The sequence below is a fragment of the Arthrobacter sp. USHLN218 genome (assembly GCF_037144715.1).
Classification (GTDB): Bacteria; Actinomycetota; Actinomycetes; order Actinomycetales; family Micrococcaceae; genus Crystallibacter.
The window spans coordinates 47,711-64,606 of sequence record NZ_JBBCYT010000006.1; the positions used below are offsets into that span (position 1 = coordinate 47,711).

Sequence of the window (16,896 nt, forward strand, 5' to 3'; positions counted from 1 at the left end):
TTCAGGCGGATTCGTTCGGGTTCGTGCGGTTTCGTGCGGGTTCAGGCGGATACGGAAGCGGAAAGGGTACGGGTGGAGGGCAGGTCAAGCGCCTCGACGACCTCGATGGAGGCGCGCGCATCGTTGAAGGTGTACAGGTGCAGCCCGGGCGCCCCCGCGTCCAGGGCGGCGCGGGCCAGTTCCGCGGCGGCGGCGACCCCGATCCTTCGCCGCTCGGCGTCGGAGGAGGCCGTCTCCAGCCGGTGCAGCAGCGCCGGATCCGGACGGACGCCGGTCATCACGGCCAGCCGCTCCAGCCGGCGGACGCTCGACATCGGGATGACCCCGGGAATGATCGGGATCGTCACGCCGGCCGCGCGGGCCGCCGCCACGAGGCGGACGTAGTGGGCCGGGTCGAAGTAGACCTGGCTGATCGCGAAGTCGGCCCCGGAGCGTTCCTTCGAGACGAGCACCTCGATGTCGTGCTCGAAGGACGGGGACTCCGGATGCCGGTTCGGGTAGGCGGCCACCCCGACGGCCATTCGGCCGCCGGCCAGCGTCGCGGAATGCCGCCCCTCGACCCGGCGGATCAGCTCCACCAGGTAGCGGGCGAAGGGCAGGTCTCCACGGCAGGCCTGCGGATCGGCGGGCAGGTCCCCGCGCATGGCCAGCACGCCGCGCACGCCCAGCCCCACGAACTGGCACACCAGCAGTTCCAGGCTGTCGCGGGTTTCCCCGACGCAGGTCAGGTGCGCCAGCGGCCGCAGCCTGGTGGCGCCCACCAGGTGCTCGATCAGCTGGATGGAGGCGCGGCGCCGCTCGGGCGTGCCGTTGTAGGTCACTGAAACGTAGTCGGGATGGGTGCCGCCAAGCTCTTCGATGGCCCGAAGCACCGTGGCTTCGGCCTGCGCGTTGGCGGGCGGATACAGCTCGTAGGACAACGACGGCGGGACGGCTGTCCGTGCTGCCAGGGTCATGTACGCTCCTCGGTCGTGCCGAGGGAGTGCGCCGCTGCGCTGCTGAAAGGACCAGCCGTTTTCCACGCCGGGCAGGTCAAGGCCCTGGTGGTGTCGCTGGCGCGTCTCCATCGGTCCTGGCGGTAGCACCGTTCCGGTCCGTCTCCTTGCGGAGGCTTACCCGGATGGTTGCTGCGGCGTCAACGAGCCAGATCTCTCGGCCGCTCTGGATGGCTAATGCGTCCACTGTAGGGAGCGGAGGGGGTCGGGGAGCAATACCTGCACCGTGTACGTCGAAGTGTTGCTCCCCGGCACGGAATGTTTCGTCACGAACGGCAAATCCGCCGTCATCCTGCGCAACAAAGTTCCGGCCGCGGAAGCGGCCGGACGCCGGTTCAGGCGGGATTTACGACGGCGGACGCCAGGTCGGGATGCAGTTGAGCGCCGGTGAGCCAGGCCGTGAGCGATCGGTTGAACAGGCCAATGTCCTCGATGTTCCATTGGTGGTGCATGCCCGGTGCCATGGCCGTACGGATGCCGGGGATCTCCCGCGCGGCAATCGCCGCAGAATCTTTGATGAGCCGCGCGTCCTTGCCTCCGGTCACCAGAAGCAACGGAGCGGTGATGCTGCGCAGCACCTCGACAGGAAAGGTGCCGAACACCTCTGCGAAGATCCGGTCCCGGTTGTCCTTGGAGACGCCCAGGGCAGTCTCCACGAAGACATCTAGGCCCTCGCCGGTGAGGCCGTAGCCCCGGCCGGTGGTTTTCCAGAACCAGGGCTGGTCCCAGGCGCGCAGCTGGAGGCGGGCCAGCAGACCCGTTACCGGTCCAGGGGCCGTCAGCGGGGGGCCGGTAAGGAACCCGGAGCTGACCAGATCCGCATGCCGGCCGGCCAGGTGCAACCCGACCACCGCTCCCAGGGAGAGGCCGACGATGTGCGCCCGGCCGCCGCGGGCACGGGAGCGGATGAGGTCCGCCAGAAGGTCAGCGGTCCCCGCCAGGCTTTCCCACCGCATATTCCGGCTGCCGCCATACCCGGGGAAGTCCGGGACCAGGCAGTGATAGTCCCGGACCGCCTCATGCTGCGGCTCCCACATCCATCCGGCGACATTGCCTCCGTGCAGGAAGAGAACGGTTTCCTGGCAATGGGAGTTCAGTTCCTGGCAGAACATTTCAGGCTGGGCCATCGTAGGTTCCTTTCCTGCCGGCCTTCACCGGCTGCACTCCGCCCTGGGCTTCCAGTACCTTCAACAAGTTGCCGATCAGCCGGTCCAGCTGTTCCGCCAGCAGCCGCTCGTCAATGCCCGTTTCGACGTCCGCGAGGTCCCGGTCGAGGCCTTCCCACGCCGCGGCCACGAGCCGTTCGCCGGCCTCGGTCAGGCTGACGATGTGGGCGCGGGAATCTTCCGGATCCGTCACCACCGAGAGCAGCCCCTGCTGCTTGAGCGCGCTGACGCGCTGGTTGACCGATGCCCGGCTGACGTCGAGCGCGGTGGCGAGCCGCTGCTGCGTGGCCGGCCCGACGACCTTGGAAATCAGCAGCACCAGGAACGGCGCGTACCGGATCCCGTGGTGGGTCCGCAGGTAGTTGTCCGCCACGCGGTCGAGCAGCGCTGTGGCCTGGTGGAGCTTGAACGAGGCATACTGGGTGATTTCCATATTGTTAAGCACTTAACGATATCTCGCGCCAGGCGTCAACCCTCCGCAGTCGTAATGTTGTGAACTTCTGGTGACCGACCCGGCTCACTCGCTGTGATCTTTGGCATGCTTGGGGCATGGCAAACCGTGCGGGCACAGTGGCCCAACCCAGCGACCTTGTTGACCTGACCGCGCTGCTCGACGCGTACTTCGACGTGAAGCCCGATCCGAAGGAGCCGACGCAGCGCGTGGCCTTCGGCACGTCGGGCCACCGCGGCAGCAGCCTGAAGGGTTCCTTCAACGAGGACCACATCGCCGCCATCACGCAGGCGATCGTGGAATACCGTGCCGGCCAGGGCATCGCCGGCCCGCTGTTCATGGGCAAGGACACGCACGCGCTCTCCGACCCGGCGCAGAACACGGCGCTGGAGGTCCTTGCCGCCAACGGCGTCACGGTCTGGGTGGACTCGAGGACCGGCTGGACCCCGACGCCGGCCGTCAGCCACGCCATCCTCAAGCACAACACCTCGAATCCGGACGGGCAGGGCGACGGCATCGTCATCACGCCCTCGCACAATCCGCCCGGAGACGGCGGCTTCAAGTACAACCCGCCGCACGGCGGCCCCGCGGATTCGGATGCCACAGGCTGGATCGCCAACCGCGCCAACGAGCTGCTCGAATCTGAACTGCGCGGGGTCAAGCGGATTCCGCTCGGCCAGGCCCAGTTCTCCGGCGCCGTGGGCACGTACGATTTCCTCAGCAACTACGTGGACGACCTGCCGCAGGTGCTGGACCTGGAGGCCATCCGCAACGCCCGCGTGCGCATCGGCGCGGATCCGATGGGCGGCGCCTCGGTGGACTACTGGGGCGCGATCGGGGAGCGGCACAACCTGGACCTGACGGTGGTCAATTCCACGGTGGACCCGCAGTGGGCGTTCATGACGCTGGACTGGGACGAGAAGATCCGCATGGACTGCTCCTCCCCCTACGCCATGGCGTCGCTAATCGGACGTTCCGCCGAGTTCGAGATCGCTACCGGGAACGACGCCGACGCGGACCGCCACGGGATCGTCACCCCGGACGCGGGGCTGATGAATCCGAACCATTACCTCGCAGTGGCGATCCAGTACCTGTACACCCACCGGCCGCAGTGGCCCGCTGGCGCCTCCGTGGGCAAGACCCTCGTCTCGTCCTCGATGATCGACCGCGTGGCCGCGGACCTGGGCCGCAAGCTGGTGGAGGTCCCGGTCGGCTTCAAGTGGTTCGTGCCCGGCCTGCTCTCCGGTGAGGGCGTCTTCGGCGGCGAGGAGTCGGCCGGCGCATCCTTCGTCCGGTTCAACGGGCAGCCGTGGTCCACGGACAAGGACGGCATCCTGCTGGCCCTGCTGGCCTCGGAGATCAAGGCCGTCACCGGCAAGTCCCCGTCCGAACTCTACGGTGAGCTGGCCGCGAAGTTCGGGTCGCCGTCATACGCGCGGATCGACGCGGCCGCCACCCGGGAACAGAAGGCCGCCCTCGGCAAGCTCTCCGCCTCGGACGTGACGGCGACCGAACTTGCCGGCGAGCCGATCACCGCCAAGCTGACCGAGGCCCCGGGCAACGGCGCCGCGATCGGCGGACTCAAGGTCACCACCGAAAACGCGTGGTTCGCCGCCCGCCCGTCCGGCACCGAAGACGTCTACAAGATCTACGCGGAATCCTTCAAGGGCGACGAGCATCTGAAGCAGGTGCAGGCCGAGGCGAAGGCGCTGGTGGACGGGGTCATCGGCTGACCCGGCCCTAGGGCGGCCGCCGGAGGGCCGGCACGCGGGGCGGGGCGGGCGGCAGTAGGATTCTTCCAGACCAAGTCATCCCACGTCCCGAGAGGCCCGCCATGAGCACGCCCGTGAAGTCCTCCCCCTTCCGCTGGAAACTGCACGGCGACGGCAAGAGCATTGCGCCCGGCACGGTGGTGGCCCCGCAGGAGCGGTTGTCCTGGGGCCGGACCATCGGAATCGGCGCCCAGCACGTGGTCGCCATGTTCGGCGCCACCTTCCTGGTGCCGCTGATCACGGGATTCCCGCCGTCCACCACCCTGCTGTTCTCGGGACTCGGCACGCTCCTCTTCCTGATCATCACGGCCGGCAGGATCCCGAGCTACCTCGGCTCCAGCTTCGCGTTCATCGCCCCGATCGGGGCGGCCATGAACCAGTACGGGATGGGCGGCGCGCTGGGCGGGCTGATCATGGCGGGGGCGGTTCTGTTCGTCATCGGCCTCATCGTGCACAAGGCCGGCTCGCATTGGATCCAGGTCGTGATGCCGCCGGTGGTGACCGGCTCCATCGTGGCGCTGATCGGCCTGAACCTGGCGCCGACGGCGAAGACCAACTTCGAGCAGGGCGCCGTGACCGGCGTGGTCACCGTGGTGGCGATCCTGCTGGCCGCCGTCCTCTTCCGCGGCCTGCTCGGGCGGCTGTCCATCCTGGTCGGCGTGCTGGCGGGCTACCTGACCGCCGTGCTGCGGGGCGAGGTGGACTTCTCCGCCATCAACAGTGCCGCATGGGTGGGCCTGCCCCAGTTCCACACCCCGGAGTTCCACATCTCCCTCATCGGCCTGTTCGTCCCGGTGGTGCTGGTGCTCGTGGCGGAGAACATCGGGCACGTGAAGTCCGTGGCGGCCATGACGGGCCAGAACCTTGATCCCTACACCGGCCGCGCGCTGATGGCGGATGGCCTGGCCACCGTCCTCGCCGGCAGCGGCGGCGGGTCCGGCACCACCACCTACGCCGAGAACATCGGCGTGATGGCGGCGTCCAAGGTCTACTCGACGGCGGCCTACTGGGTCGCTGGCATCATCGCCGTGCTGCTGAGCCTGTTCCCCAAGTTCGGCGCGCTCATCGCCACGGTCCCCCCGGGCGTGCTGGGCGGGGCCGGCGTGGTGCTCTACGGCATGATCGGCATCCTCGGCGTAAGGATCTGGGTCCAGAACCGGGTGAACTTCGCCAATCCCATCAACCTCTCTGTGGCCGGCGTTTCGCTGGTGATCGGCATTGCCAACTTCACCTGGTCCATCGGCGAGCTGACCTTCGAAGGCATCGCCCTGGGCACGGCCGCTGCGCTGCTGATCTTCCACGGAATGGGCCTCGTCGCCCGCTGGCGCGGCACCGAGCCGCTGGACTCCGCCGAGGACACCGGTGCCACCCCCTCAAAGCTGGGCTGAGCGGCACTCAGACAGTGGCGTGCATCTGTCCGTGGAGACGATTGCCCAGCTCGCGGATAGGCGTGCGGTAGGTTTCCCGCGCCCACAGCGCACCGATGACGGCGAGCACGGATGACCCCGCCACGATCCAGGCCGCCGGCCCCCAGTTCGCCGGGTCGCCGCCCACCAGGGCGGTGCCCAGCAGCGGGGTGAACCCGGCGCACAGGATGCCCACCTGCAGGCCGATCGCCATGCCGCTGTAGCGCACCCGGACGTTGAAGAGCTCGGCGAACCATGCCGGGTAGATGGCGTTGGACATGGCGTAGGTACCCGCAGTGATGAGCGTGCTCACGATGAACACCAGGCCTATCTGGGCGGTCGAAATGGCCCAGAAGTAGACAAAGATCAGCAGGCCGGAGCCCAGCACGCCGCTGATGAAGATCGGCCTCCGGCCGAACCTGTCCGAGAGCATGGCCATGGCCGGCTGGCTGACGATGGCGACGACGTTGCCCAGGATGCTGACGAACAGCATGGTCTGCGCGGGGATCCCCACCGAGACGGCGAACGCCAGCCCGAAAGCCTGCATGAAGGTATTCGTCACGGTCTCGAAGGACATGAGGGCCACCTGGAAGAACTGGGCCGGATGGGTGCGGAACATCTCCACGAAGGGCAGCTTGGCGCGGTCGTGCTGCTTGGCGGTCTCCGCGAAGACTTCAGGTTCCTCAAGCGAACGCCGGACGAGGTAGGCCACGACCAGCACGACAAGGGAAAGCAGGAACGGGATGCGCCAGCCCCACGCAAGCCGGTCGGCTTCCGACATCGCGGCGACGGGCAGGAAGGCCAGGGACGCCAAAACGATTCCGGCCGAGATGCCGCTCATCGCGAAGGACGGGAAGAACGCGCGGCGGCCCACCGGCGACTCCTCCATGGTCAGGGCCGACGCGCCCGCGGTCTCCGCGCCGGCGGAGAGGCCCTGCAGCAGGCGCAGCAGGACCAGCAGGGCCGGCGCCCAGTAGCCGATCGTGTTGAAGTCCGGGAGCAGGCCGATCAGGAAGGTCGCCCCGCCCATCAGCACGAGCGTCAGCACCAGGGTGTTCTTGCGGCCGATGTGGTCCCCCAGGTGCCCGAAGACGACAGCGCCGAACGGGCGGGCGATATATGCAACGCCGAACGTGGCGAACGACGCGATCAGCGCCACCGTCGGATCGCCCTCCGGGAAAAAGATGTGCGAGAAGACCAGCGAGGCGGCCGTGGCGTAGACGAAGAAGTCGTAGTACTCCAGCATGCCGCCCAGGAAGGCCGCGAGGGCCGCCTTCTTGGCCCGCTTCAGGCGGTACTGCTGCTCTGCCGCGGTGCGCGATTCCACTGGCTCGTGTCCTGTCTGGTGGGACATGGGGGTTTCCTTCGATCAATGCGGGGTCAGTCCCGCGATGGAAGATAGCTGGTGTTGTGTGCGCATCCCGCACAAATGTTCGTATTCCGTCACAACGAGGATAGTGCACATGTCGTGGATCACAAAGGGAAATTTTTGAACACCAGTCCGGGCACCCCGACGGCGCGGGCCGCCGGCTGCCCCGGATGGGCGAAGGCCTAGACCGGCGGCGGCAACGCGGCTAGCGTGGCAGGCACGTGCCCCGGGGTCCGACCCGGGCCCATCCGCAAGGAGGAAGCATGGCCAACCACGTCTACAACGTCACCGAAATCGTCGGATCGTCCCCCGACGGCATCGACGCCGCCGTCTCCAACGCCGTAGCGGAGGCCTCCAAGACGCTCCGCAACCTGGACTGGTTCGAGGTCAAGGAGGTCCGCGGCCACCTCAAGGACAACGCCGTGGCGGACTGGCAGGTCACGATCAAGCTGGGCTTCCGGCACGAGAGTTCCTGACCGGCAGATCGGGAGTTCCAGAACAGGGACTCCCCGCCGGCGGGCCCGGGCCTTCACTGTGCCCGGGCCTTAGTGCGCCCGCGCCGGCATCGTCCGGATGAACCAGGCCGCCGCCCGTTCCGCGACAACGTCCAGGGTGCCCGGCTCTTCGAACAGGTGGGTGGCCCCTTCCACGATGTACAGCTCATGCGGTCCGCCCAGTCGCGCCGCGGCGCTCCGGTTCAGCTCGATGACCTGGGTGTCCCGGGACCCAACTAGCAGCAGCGTCGGCACCTTCACGCCGGCCAGGTCCGGCGCGAGGTCCGGCCGGCCGCCGCGTGACACCACGGATGCGACCGTTTCGGGCCTGTCCGCGGCGGTGCCGAGCGCGGCCGCGGCGCCGGTGCTGGCCCCGAACAGCCCGATGGGAAGCGCCGCGGTGTCGGGCCGCGTCCCGACCTCGTCCACCACCGCCGTGAGCCGTTCGGTGAGGAAGCCGATGTCGAACCGGAGCGATGCGTCCACGGCATCCCGGCGTTCTTCCGAGTCGGTCAGCAGGTCGAACAGCAGCGTGCCGAGCCCGGCATAGTGCAGGGTCCGAGCCACCTCGATGTTGCGCGGGCTGCGGCGGCTGCTGCCGCTGCCGTGGGCAAACACCACGATCCCCCGGGCGCCGGCGGGGATATGCAGGTCCGCGGCCAGGGCGGGCCCGCCGGAGAGCACGGTCATCTGTGCGGACATGCTTTAAGTCTGCCAAAAAACCGGGCGGCTTCCTACGCCCAACCCGTTGTGCGCCTGCGCCGCCGATGGTTGGCTGGGGTGATGACTCAGCAACCGAGCGAAGACCTGCCCCGGGACGAACACCTGCGCGAGGACGTCGGGGGCCCGGCGCCCGAGCAGGAATCGTCCGCCGAGTTCGACGAAGACACCTTCACGTCGGGCCAGTTGAATGCCGGCCAGCGGGTCCCCGGGCTCAGCCCGGAGGGCGAATACAAGGCCTCCGAAGACCCGGAACGCGGCGCCGAGCCGGGCCAGGACGGCTTCCTGCCGCCCGAACCCGCTCCCCGCGACTAGTCTCAGGCCCCTTCCAGCGCCTGCTGCGTGGCCCACGTGACGTACTTGGCGGCCTGGGCGAACGCCTCGTCCGGGCTACCGGCGAGGTCGAGCAGGCTCACGGCCGCCTCGACGCCGTGGGCCGCCAGGCGGCGGGGATCCAGCGTGATCTTTCCGGCAACAACGACGACGGGGAGTCCCCTGGCGTGCGCACGGTCCGCCACGCCCAGGGGTGCCTTTCCGTATTCCGACTGCTCGTCGAGAGCGCCTTCCCCGGTGATGACCAGGTCCGCCTCGTCCAGCGCCGCGTCCAGGCCGGTGAGCTCGGCCACCAGCTCGAATCCGCTCTCCAGCCGCGCCTCGGTAAAGCCGAGGAAGGCGGACGGGAAACCGCCGGCTGCGCCCGCCCCGGGGACGTTGACGTCCCGCCCGGTCGCCTCCTCGATCAGTGCGGCCCAGCGCCGCAGGCCCGCGTCCAGCACCTCCAGGGACGTCAGGTCCGCGCCCTTCTGCGCCGCGAAGATCCGGGCCGCACCCTCCGGCCCGTAGAGCGGGTTCTGCACGTCGGCGGCGATCCGCAGCACCGTACGCTGCAGCCGCGGGTCCAGGCGGGTGCTGTCCACCCGCCGGGCCACGCCGAGTTCCGCTCCGCCGAGCGGAAGGCGGGCACCGGCGCCGTCGTAAATCTCCAGCCCCAAAGCGCGCAGGGCGCCCGCGCCGCCGTCGGTCATGGCGGAACCGCCCAGACCCAGCACAATCTCGGTGGCCCCGGCGTCCAGCGCCGCCGCAATCAGCTGGCCGCTGCCGTAGCAGTGCGCGGCCAGGGCGGTCTGGACCGAGGGCTCGGCCAGCAGCATCCCGGAGGCCCTCGCGGTCTCGATCACTGCCGTCCTGGTGCCGCCCCGCTCGAGCATCGCCCACGACGCCGTCACATCCTTCTCCAGCGGCCCGCGGACCCGCGCGGTGTGCTCCTGCGCGCCCGCGGCAAGGGCAGCTTCCAGCGTTCCCTCGCCCCCGTCCGCCACCGGAACGGTCCGGACCTCGGCATCCGGGTAGACGCGCAGCACGCCTTCGGCCATCGCCGCCGCGGCCTCCGCCGCGGAGAGCGTGCCCTTGAACTTGTCCGGTGCCACCAGAACCTTCATGCCCGTCCCCTCTGCGGCCAGAAGCCGCGTTCATCCATCACCTGTGCCAGTATGTCCGCCCGGTCCGACATGATGCCGTCCACGCCGAGGTCCAGCAACCGCTCCATCTCGGCGCGCTCGTTGATCGTCCAGACATGCACCTTGAGCCCGGCGGCATGGCAGCGCCGCACGAACGCGGCCGTGACCACGGTGATCCGACCGTACCGGACCGGCACCTGGACCGCGTGCATGCGGGCGGCGCGGCCCACGGCCCGGGTCAGGCCGACCCGGCCGAGCCCCACCAGCGCGGCGAGGGACGTGACGCCGCCCGAGCTTGCCGCGGGCAGGGTCAGCCCGCGGAACGCCGCACGCCGCCGCCGGTCGGAGAAGGACGTAACGAGGATCCGGCCGTGGGCCTCGTGCTCCTCGATCAGCCGCGCCAGCAGGGGTCCGCCGGCCGCGTCCTTCACGTCCACGTTCAGCTTCAGGTCCGGCCACCGGGTGAGGACGTCCTCCAGCCGCGGAATGGGCTCCACGCCGCCGATCCGAACCTGCCGCAACTGCTCGGCGGTGTGGCGGGACAGCCGTCCGGTGCCGTCCGTGACCCGGTCCAGCGTCTCGTCGTGGAACACCATTAGTTCCCCGTCGGCGCTGGTGCGCACGTCCGTCTCGATGTAGCCGAAGCCGAGCTCGACGGCGGCATTGAACGCAGCCATCGAATTCTCCAGCCCCTCGGGGGAGAATCCGCGGTGCGCGAAGGCCAGCGGCCAGGGCTCGGAGCCGGCGGGCCCGCCGAAGGAGTTGCTCAGGTAGGGAAAGTCGCCGGTCACGGCCCTTCCAGTTCCGCCAGCCGCGCCTCAAGCACCTGGGCCACGCCGTCCTCCGCGAAGGACGGCGCCTTGTAGCGGGCGGCGCCGATGGCTTCCGGGTGGCCCGAGCCCATGGCGTATCCAGAGCCGGCCCACTGCAGCATCTCGATGTCGTTGGGCATGTCGCCGAAGGCCACCACGTCCTGGGGCCCGATCCGCAGCGACGCCGCGTATTCGGCCAGCGTGACGGCCTTGTTGATGCCAGGCTGCGCCATCTCCAGCAGGGCCTCCGTCGGCGCGGAGCGGGTCACCGACACGAGGTGCGAGACGGCGGCGTGGACCTCGGCCAGGAAGGCGTCCGGGTCCTGTTCCTTGCCGCGGGCCAGGAATTTGACGACGGCGTCCTCCTCGGTCAGCGAGGCCTCCAGCGGGGCCGGGGTGATTCCGTCCAGCAGCTCCACGGACCCCGAGTCCACGAACCCCGGTTCCAGCAGGAAGCCCGTGGTCGTTTCGGCGGCGAACGTCGTCGTCGGGTGCAGGTGCAGGATGGCGTCGCGGGCGGCGAAGATGTTGCGGTGCGGCAGCGCCTGGGCGGTCAGGACCTCGCCGGCGGCCAGGTCGTACACCACCGCACCGTTGGAGCAGATGACCTTGCCCTCGTGGCCGATCCGCTCGCGCAGCGGGTCCAGCCAGCGCGGCGGGCGCCCGGTGACAAAGACTACTTCGACGCCGGCCGAGGCCGCGTCCTGGAAGGCGCGCACCGTGCGGTCGCTGATTTTTCCGTCCCGGCCAATGATGGTCCCGTCCAGATCACTGGCAATCAAACGCATAGTGCCCATCCTAGGGCGGTCCGCGGGAGGCGCTGCGCCCGGTGCCGCCGTGTTCGGTGCCGCCGTGTCCAGTACCGGCGTGTCCGGTGCCGGCGCGCCGCTGCCTCTCCGCGGTCCCGTCACTCGCCCAGGCCGAGTTCCTGGCGCGTGGGCGGATTGGCCCCCGGCCGTGACACCGTGACGGCGGCCGCGCGGGCGGCGAACGCCAGCACTTCCTCGAGCTGCTCCGCGTTCAAACCCTGCAGCGCGTCCCGCCGGCCGGAGCCGCCGAAGCCGCGCTCCATGAGGGTGGCCAGCAGCGCGGCCATGAAGGAGTCCCCGGCGCCCACGGTGTCCGCGACGTCCACGGCCGGGGCGGCCACTTCGGCCGCGCCGTCCCGGACCACGCCCCACGGCCCCCGGGCGCCGCGCGTGACCACGACCATGGCGGGGCCCTTGTCCAGCCATGCACGCGCGGTGTCCTCCGGGTGCCGGTCCGGGTAGAGCCAGCGCAGGTCCTCGTCCGAGGCCTTCACCAGGTCGCTGAGCGACACGAACTTCTCCACCTGGCGCCGGGCGAAATCCCGGTCGGTGACGATCGTCGGCCGGCAGTTCGGATCGTAGCTGACCAGGGCTCGCGGGTGGACGCGTTCGACGGCGGCAAGCACCGTGTGCGCGCCCGGCTCCAGCATGGCGGCGACCGAGCCGGTGTGCAGCCACTGGGTGTCCTCGAACAGCCGGGGCGCCGCGCGGTCCAGGGCGGGCAGCTCCCAGAGCAGGTCGAAGCTGTAGTGCGCCGCCCCCGTCTTGTCCAGCCTGGCCAGGGCCACGCTGGAGGGCTGCGAGTCAGGCTCCAGCGGCGTCAGCACCGAGTTCCGCCGCAGGTGGTGCAGGATCATGTTGCCGTAGTCGTCCCGGCCATAGCGGCCCACGAACTGCACGGGCTGCCCCAGCCGCGCGAGCCCCACGGCCACGTTCAGCGGACTGCCGCCCACATGGGGCCGCGGCGCGGTGGTATCGCTGGAGACAACGTCTACGAGGGCTTCCCCGATTACTGTCAGCACAGTGTCAACGTAGCAGAGCAAGTCCGCCGGCGGCAGGCCTAGGACGGACCGGGATCCAGGCGCCCGATCACCTCGCGGACACTCTCGAATGCCGGGCTGGCGGGATCGATAAGGTCCATGTGGCCGCCGGGCACCGGGATCAGTTCCGCCCGGCCTCCGGCAGCCCGGGCGGCGGCGACGTAGCGCTCGGACAGCTCGAAGGGCACGGCCTCGTCCCGCCGGCTGTGGAAGGCGTAGACGGGCACCGGCAGCGGCAGCCTGCGCATCGGGTCCGCCAACGCGAACCTGTCCGGCTCGTCTTCCGGGCCGCTGCCGAGGAAGTTCCGGACCGCGTGGTCGCTCAGCCCCAGTTCCCACGCCCGGCGCAGGTCCAGGACCCCGGCCTGGCTGAGCACCGCGGCCAGCGGCACTGCGGGGTCCGCGCCGGGGCTTCCGGCCGGCAGCCCGCCGCGTCCGGCGGCCCAGGCCGCGAGCTGTCCGCCGGCGGAGTGGCCCAGCCCGACCACCGTGTCCAGGGCCAGGCCGTGCTCGGCCGCGGCACCGGCCAAGGCATCGATACCGGCGGCCACGTCCTCGACGGTCCCGGGCCAGCCGCCGCCGTTGCCCGCACGCCGGTACTCGAGGTTCCAGCAGGCCCAGCCGCGCGCCGCCAGGTCGCGGGCGGCGGCCTGGCCCAGTTCGGCGGTATAGCGGGCGCGCCAGTAGCCGCCATGGACAATAACGACGACGGCGCGCCGGGGTTCGGCGGGCAGGTACAGCTGCGCGTACTGGCTGGGATCCGGGCCGTAGCCGTAGCGGATAGGCTCCATCCGCAGCACTTTAGCTGCCCGTGCCGGCCCCCACGATCGGACTGTCGTTGCCGTTCGATTCCGAGCCCGCGACGTTGTGCGCGGTCGTACCGCGCAGGTGCAGCTTCCACGGCACCGGGACCCGGCGACCCTCCTGCGGCCCCTTCCCCTGCAGCCGCTGCAGCAGCAGGTCCACCGCGATGTGCTCGCTGGGATCCGGCCCGACCGTGCTGAGCGTGGGATTGGATTCCCGGCCCAGTTCGGAATTCTCCACGCCGATGATCTCCAGGTCCTCCGGGATGTTCAGGCCCTTCAGCGTGGCCGCGCCGGAGACGCACAAGGCCTCCATGTCCGCCGTCGTGAAGAACGCCGTCGGCGGTTCCGGCAGGCTCAGCAGCTCCATCGCGTCATTCACCGCGGTGCGCCAGTTCCCGCCCGAGGCCCGGACCAGCCGGTCATCGAGCTCGACGCCGGCCTTCTGCATGGCCGCACGGAACAGCTCGAACCGCGTGCCGCGCCGGCTGGCCGTCGCCAGCCCCCGGTGGATCACGCCGATCCGCTGGTGCCTCGCGGCCAGGTACTTGGCCGCCTCGGCCAGCCCGCCCTCGGCATCGATGGCCAGCACGTCGAAGCCCTTCGGCTCCAGGAACTGCGAAACCACCACCTGGGCCACGCCGCGCCGGGCCAGGTCCTCGATGGTCCGGGTCTCCTCCTCGGACTCCGAGCTGAAGCCGAGGATGACCCCGTCCGCCCCGCCCGAGAGCATGAAGTTGCGCCACGCGTCCTGCCCCAGCAGGATCACGACCCGCAGCCCGTGCGCCGGCAGGATCTGGTTGGCGGTCTCCACCAACGCCCTGTCCCACGGCGACTCCAAGGACTCGATGACAACCGCGACGGTGTCCGTCCGGCCGCGCCGCATGCCCTGCGCGGCACGGTTGGGCACATAGCCCAGGTCCTTCGCCGCCTGCAGGACACGTTCCTTGGTCGGCTCGCTAATCCGCGTGGATCCGCCGCTGCGTCCCGACAGCACATAAGAAACTGTCGCTAGTGAAACGCCGGCCTTCTCCGCGACATCACGGATGGTCGGCTTGAATAGACTCCCCATGGCCTGTTCGCTCTCTCCCCCAACAGATTGGCCCCCCTGGGACAAGCGTAACGATTCCGCGACCATTTGACAGGCCCGGACCTTGGAGAAATATTGAAACGTTCCGCTTAGAGGCTCCAGTCCGCTATTTCCGCGGGATCCTCGCCGAACTCCCTGGTGTGCCGCCGCGCCCGCATCCGCATGTCCTGCAGCCGCTGGCGCAGCCCGGTCTGGGCCGAGCCGAGCGAGGGAACCCGGTCGATCACGTCGATGGCCAGCTGGAAGCGGTCGATCCGGTTCATCAGCGCCATGTCGAACGGCGTGGTTGTGGTGCCTTCCTCGACATAGCCGCGCACGTGCAGGTTGTCGTGGTTCGTGCGCCGGTAGGTCAGCCGGTGGATCAGCCACGGGTAGCCGTGATAGGCGAAGATGATGGGCTTATCAGTGGTGAACAGCCGGTCGAAGTCCCGGTGCTCCAGCCCGTGCGGATGCTCCTTGGCGTCCTGGAGCCGCATCAGGTCCACCACGTTGACCAGCCGGACCTTCAGCTGCGGCAGCTGCCGGCGCAGGATCCGCGCCGCGGCCACCGCCTCGGTGGTCGGCACATCCCCGGCGCACGCCAGGACCACGTCGGGTTCCTCCCCGGGCCGCTCGCTTCCCGCGAACTCCCACACGCCGATGCCCCGCTCGGCGTGGTTGCGGGCGTCCTCCGGCGCCAGCCAGGTCAGCGACGGCTGCTTGCCGCAGACGACCACGTTCACGTAGTCCCGGGACGTCAGGCAGTGCTCGGCCACGGCCAGCAGCGTGTTCGCATCCGGCGGCAGATAGACCCGGACCACCTCCGGCTTCTTGTTCATCACATGGTCGATGAAGCCCGGGTCCTGATGCGAAAAGCCGTTGTGGTCCTGCTGCCAGACGTGGCTGGAGAGCAGGTAGTTCAGCGACGCCACGGGCTGCCGCCAGGGCAGTTCCCGGTGCACCTGCAGCCACTTCGCGTGCTGGTTGAACATCGAGTCGACGATGTGAACGAACGCCTCATAGCAGTTGAAGACGCCGTGCCGCCCGGTCAGCAGGTAGCCTTCCAGCCAGCCCTGGCAGAGGTTCTCGCTGAGCACCTCCATCACCCGCCCGGCCCGGGCCAGATGCTCGTCCACATCCTCGATGCGCTGCTGCCACACCTTGTCCGTGGCCTCATAGACCGCCTGGAGCCGGTTGGAGGCCGTCTCGTCCGGGCCGAAGAGTCGGAAGTTGTGCGGATTGAGCCGGATGACCTCACGCAGCCAGCCGCCCAGGTTCGCCATCGGAGAGACGCGTTCGGTGCCCGGTTCCTTAACGACGACGGCGAAGTCGCCGTACTCGGGAAGCACCAGGTCCTGCAGCAGCCGGCCGCCGTTGGCATAAGGGGTTGCGCTCATGCGGCTGTCGCCGGCCGGCGCCAGGGCCGCGATCTCGGCACGCAGCCTGCCGGCGCCGTCGAACAGTTCCTCCGGACGGTAGGACTGCAGCCACTGCTCCAGCTGCTCGAGGTGCGCCCGGTTGGTCCGAACCTCGGACAGCGGCACCTGGTGCGCCCGCCAGGTCCCCTCCACCGGCTTGCCGTCCACGGTTTCCGGGCCGGTCCAGCCCTTCGGCGAACGCAGCACGATCATTGGCCAGACCGGTGCGCCCTCCCCCGCCGCCCTGCCGCCGCCGGCCGCCCGGGCCTCGGCCTGGATGCGGCGGATGCCGGCCAGGCAGGTCTCGAGGGCGTAGGCAAACTCCTCGTGCGCCCGGACGGTGTCCCGCGGATCCGCCACGGTGACGAAGTGCGGCTCGTAGCCGTAGCCGGCCATCAGCGCCGCCAGCTGCTCCTCCGGCATCCGGGCCAGCACGGTGGGGTTCGCGATCTTGTAGCCGTTCAGGTGCAGGATGGGCAGCACCGCGCCGTCCGCTGCCGGGTTGAGGAAGGAGCTGGAGTGCCAGCTCCCGGCCAGGGCCGCGGTCTCGGCCTCGCCGTCGCCGATGACGCAGGCAGCCACCAGCTCCGGGTTGTCGAACACCGCCCCGAACGCGTGCGCCAGCGAGTAGCCGAGCTCGCCGCCCTCATTGATGGACCCTGGCGTTTCCGGGGCGGCGTGGCTCGGGACGCCGCCGGGATAGGAGAACTGCTTGAACAGCGCGCGCATCCCGACTTCGTCCTGGCCCACGTGGGTGTAGATCTCGGAGTACGTACCCTCCAGCCACGCGTTGGCGACGTTGGCCGGCCCGCCGTGGCCCGGCCCGGTAACGAAGAGGAAGTCCTGCCCGGTCTCGGCGATGACCCGGTTCAGGTGCGCGTAGACAAAGTTGAGCCCCGGCGTCGTACCCCAATGCCCCAGCAGCCGCGCCTTGGTGTCCGCCGGTTCCAGCGGCCGCCGCAGCAGGGGATTGTCCCGCAGGTAGATCTGGCCGGCGCTCAGGTAATTGGCCGCGCGCCACCACAGGTCGACCCCGTCAAGCCTGCCGAGGCTGCGCTGGTCGGCACCCGGGTTGGTCAGTGCTTCCTGCTGTTCGGTCACGTGCTCACTCCTCG

At 69.7% G+C, this 16,896-nt stretch carries 16 protein-coding genes and 1 riboswitch; of the genes, 4 read left to right on the forward strand and 12 right to left on the reverse strand.

From position 1 onward, the window contains the following. Window positions 1–41: 41 nt before the first annotated feature. The 3 genes from WFH44_RS14350 to WFH44_RS14360 form a co-directional block, all read right to left on the reverse strand. Window positions 42–956: a methylenetetrahydrofolate reductase gene (locus WFH44_RS14350; RefSeq protein ID WP_336714600.1), complete on the reverse strand. Its 915-nt coding sequence runs from the start codon at window positions 954–956 to the stop codon at window positions 42–44. Between the two features lie 104 nt (window positions 957–1,060). Further along, a riboswitch (SAM riboswitch) is annotated at window positions 1,061–1,172 on the reverse strand. 158 nt (window positions 1,173–1,330) lie between these two features. Then, window positions 1,331–2,122 carry an alpha/beta fold hydrolase gene (locus WFH44_RS14355; RefSeq protein ID WP_336714601.1) on the reverse strand — a complete coding sequence of 264 codons (792 nt, stop codon included), beginning with the start codon at window positions 2,120–2,122 and terminating at the stop codon, window positions 1,331–1,333. After that, on the reverse strand, window positions 2,109–2,606 hold the full coding sequence (locus WFH44_RS14360; RefSeq protein ID WP_336714602.1) for a MarR family winged helix-turn-helix transcriptional regulator: 498 nt from the start codon (window positions 2,604–2,606) through the stop codon (window positions 2,109–2,111). The genes WFH44_RS14355 and WFH44_RS14360 overlap by 14 nt, the downstream gene beginning before the upstream one ends. 104 nt (window positions 2,607–2,710) lie before the next feature. Between WFH44_RS14360 and pgm the strand changes: the two genes are divergently transcribed. Together pgm and WFH44_RS14370 are read left to right on the forward strand one after the other, a co-directional pair. Further along, window positions 2,711–4,345 carry a phosphoglucomutase (alpha-D-glucose-1,6-bisphosphate-dependent) gene (gene pgm / locus WFH44_RS14365; protein ID WP_336714603.1) on the forward strand — a complete coding sequence of 545 codons (1,635 nt, stop codon included), beginning with the start codon at window positions 2,711–2,713 and terminating at the stop codon, window positions 4,343–4,345. Window positions 4,346–4,446: 101 nt separating this feature from the next. Then, on the forward strand, window positions 4,447–5,772 hold the full coding sequence (locus WFH44_RS14370) for a uracil-xanthine permease family protein (protein WP_336714604.1): 1,326 nt from the start codon (window positions 4,447–4,449) through the stop codon (window positions 5,770–5,772). Window positions 5,773–5,779: 7 nt separating this feature from the next. Here WFH44_RS14370 and WFH44_RS14375 read toward each other — a convergent pair whose 3' ends face one another. Further along, window positions 5,780–7,144 carry an MFS transporter gene (locus WFH44_RS14375; RefSeq protein WP_336714605.1) on the reverse strand — a complete coding sequence of 455 codons (1,365 nt, stop codon included), beginning with the start codon at window positions 7,142–7,144 and terminating at the stop codon, window positions 5,780–5,782. A gap of 278 nt (window positions 7,145–7,422) precedes the next feature. Here WFH44_RS14375 and WFH44_RS14380 point away from each other — a divergent pair, with 278 nt between their 5' ends. Then, the gene (locus tag WFH44_RS14380; RefSeq protein WP_264794859.1) at window positions 7,423–7,635 is read left to right on the forward strand and encodes a dodecin; all 213 of its coding nucleotides are present in this window, start codon (window positions 7,423–7,425) and stop codon (window positions 7,633–7,635) included. 69 nt (window positions 7,636–7,704) lie between these two features. On the opposite strand, the gene WFH44_RS14385 is transcribed toward WFH44_RS14380, so the two are convergent. Then, window positions 7,705–8,355 carry a dienelactone hydrolase family protein gene (locus WFH44_RS14385; RefSeq protein WP_336714606.1) on the reverse strand — a complete coding sequence of 217 codons (651 nt, stop codon included), beginning with the start codon at window positions 8,353–8,355 and terminating at the stop codon, window positions 7,705–7,707. An 81-nt stretch (window positions 8,356–8,436) separates the two neighbouring features. On the opposite strand from WFH44_RS14385, the gene WFH44_RS14390 reads away from it, so the two are divergent. Then, window positions 8,437–8,688, forward strand: coding sequence for a hypothetical protein (locus WFH44_RS14390; protein ID WP_336714607.1), 252 nt, complete (start codon window positions 8,437–8,439; stop codon window positions 8,686–8,688). A 2-nt stretch (window positions 8,689–8,690) separates the two neighbouring features. Here the strand turns inward: WFH44_RS14390 and WFH44_RS14395 are convergent, their stop codons facing one another. The 7 genes from WFH44_RS14395 to WFH44_RS14425 all read right to left on the reverse strand — a co-directional run bounded on the left by WFH44_RS14395 (window position 8,691) and on the right by WFH44_RS14425 (window position 16,882). After that, complete coding sequence (locus WFH44_RS14395) at window positions 8,691–9,812, reverse strand: glycerate kinase (RefSeq protein WP_336714608.1); 1,122 nt, start codon at window positions 9,810–9,812, stop codon at window positions 8,691–8,693. Then, window positions 9,809–10,621 carry a glycerophosphodiester phosphodiesterase gene (locus WFH44_RS14400; protein WP_336714609.1) on the reverse strand — a complete coding sequence of 271 codons (813 nt, stop codon included), beginning with the start codon at window positions 10,619–10,621 and terminating at the stop codon, window positions 9,809–9,811. The genes WFH44_RS14395 and WFH44_RS14400 overlap by 4 nt, the downstream gene beginning before the upstream one ends. Then, window positions 10,618–11,430 carry an HAD family hydrolase gene (locus tag WFH44_RS14405; RefSeq protein WP_336714610.1) on the reverse strand — a complete coding sequence of 271 codons (813 nt, stop codon included), beginning with the start codon at window positions 11,428–11,430 and terminating at the stop codon, window positions 10,618–10,620. The genes WFH44_RS14400 and WFH44_RS14405 overlap by 4 nt, the downstream gene beginning before the upstream one ends. Before the next feature lie 119 nt (window positions 11,431–11,549). Beyond that, on the reverse strand, window positions 11,550–12,473 hold the full coding sequence (locus WFH44_RS14410; protein WP_336714611.1) for a carbohydrate kinase family protein: 924 nt from the start codon (window positions 12,471–12,473) through the stop codon (window positions 11,550–11,552). 38 nt (window positions 12,474–12,511) lie between these two features. After that, on the reverse strand, window positions 12,512–13,282 hold the full coding sequence (locus WFH44_RS14415; protein WP_336714612.1) for an alpha/beta hydrolase family protein: 771 nt from the start codon (window positions 13,280–13,282) through the stop codon (window positions 12,512–12,514). 10 nt (window positions 13,283–13,292) lie between these two features. After that, window positions 13,293–14,291 carry a LacI family DNA-binding transcriptional regulator gene (locus WFH44_RS14420; RefSeq protein ID WP_373875787.1) on the reverse strand — a complete coding sequence of 333 codons (999 nt, stop codon included), beginning with the start codon at window positions 14,289–14,291 and terminating at the stop codon, window positions 13,293–13,295. A gap of 182 nt (window positions 14,292–14,473) precedes the next feature. Continuing rightward, window positions 14,474–16,882, reverse strand: a complete 2,409-nt coding sequence (locus WFH44_RS14425; RefSeq protein WP_336714613.1) for a phosphoketolase family protein — start codon at window positions 16,880–16,882, stop codon at window positions 14,474–14,476. Window positions 16,883–16,896 lie beyond the last annotated feature (14 nt).